The organism is Erwinia sp. GW821-FHT03D09 (genome assembly GCF_059420805.1).
In genome coordinates this window covers 1-1,226 of sequence record NZ_JBWKUK010000045.1, presented here as the reverse complement: position 1 = coordinate 1,226, position 1,226 = coordinate 1, and the positions used below count along the sequence as shown (strand labels likewise).

2 protein-coding genes are annotated in these 1,226 nt (G+C 37.4%); both read left to right on the top strand.

Annotated elements, in window-relative coordinates:
- Positions 1 to 542: HNH endonuclease signature motif containing protein (locus AC07U6_RS22215; protein WP_494764860.1), on the top strand; the 542-nt coding region annotated here is incomplete at its 5' end.
- Complete coding sequence (locus AC07U6_RS22210) at positions 542 to 793, top strand: bacteriocin immunity protein (protein ID WP_494761842.1); 252 nt, start codon at positions 542 to 544, stop codon at positions 791 to 793. The genes AC07U6_RS22215 and AC07U6_RS22210, both read left to right, overlap by 1 nt.
- The last annotated feature ends 433 nt before the right edge of the window (positions 794 to 1,226 follow it).

Genomic DNA, 1,226 nt, shown 5'->3' with positions numbered 1-1,226 from the left:
AGTACGATAAGTTACGGCAGCGCCTCTTAGATGCCCGGGGTAAAATAGCATCAACGGAAAAGGCCTTAGCGATAGCTTTGGAACGTCGGAATAAAAAAGAGAAGGAAAAAAAAGATGCTGAAGAAAATTATGAAAAGGAAAGTCGGCGTAATAAATCCGGTGTTGCTACGGGTAATGGAAAGAAAATAATTGGTAAATGGTTGGAAAATGCTGGCAAGGAATTTGGCTCCCCCATTCCAGATAAAATTGCAGCAAAGTTACGTGGAAAAACATTTAAAAACTTTGATGAGTTTAGGAAGGTATTATGGAAAGAAATTTCAAAAGATCCTGAATTTACGAAAGATTTTAGTAAGTCTAATATTAAAAGGATGAGCAAAGGACTTGCTCCTCGTTCACGTTTCGATGATACTGTTGGTGGTCGCCGCTCTTTTGAAATTCATCATATAAATCCTATCAGTAAGAATGGTGAGGTTTATAATATGGATAACATGGGTGTCACAACACCAAAGAATCACATTAATATTCATAAAGGGGTGAAGTGATGGAATTAAAAAACAAAATTAGTGAATATACTGAGGATGAATTTAAAAAGCTGATTGAGTTAATTATTGAAGCCGAAGGAACTGAGGAGGAACAAGATAATTATTTGGAAAATTTCATTTCAGTTACAGGACATCCTGATGGTTCTGATCTGATTTATTACCCTAGTGGTAGTAACGATGGTAGTGTTTTATCAATTTTAAAATTAGTAAAAGAGTGGAGAGTTAAGAATAAATTACCACTTTTTAAATAAAATTAAGTTTTATTTTTAATAGTTGGTGTTTTATTTTTTTTACAGTAACTGCCAGTTTTTAGGCTGGTAGTTACTCCATGATGAGAAAGTAACTAAATTAACATAATGGTTTTAACAATGGTAAGGCGGCATGGTAACTCTTAAGGATTTATCCCGACAGCTTCAGCAGTTGCAGAAGCAAATACCATTCGCCACCGCTCAGACCATGACAACTGAGGTCATGGACACTGCGTGCAGTTGGAGGCGGATCATCTACCTGACAGACCACGATATCGATGGGTTGGACAAGCAGAGTAGACTAGCCCCATAGATCACCAGACACTTCAGCTCTCTTAAAATAAGAGGTAGTCTTAGAGCTATGTTTAACACCAGTCAGAATAATAAGATGGTTGAAGTGTTATCAGGACCTGAGCGACGTCGCCGTCGTACACCG

Excerpts from the sequence above, each read along its gene's own strand:
- AC07U6_RS22210 (WP_494761842.1), top strand. The coding sequence starts at position 542 with ATGGAATTAAAAAACAAAATTAGTGAATATACTGAGGATGAATTTAAA.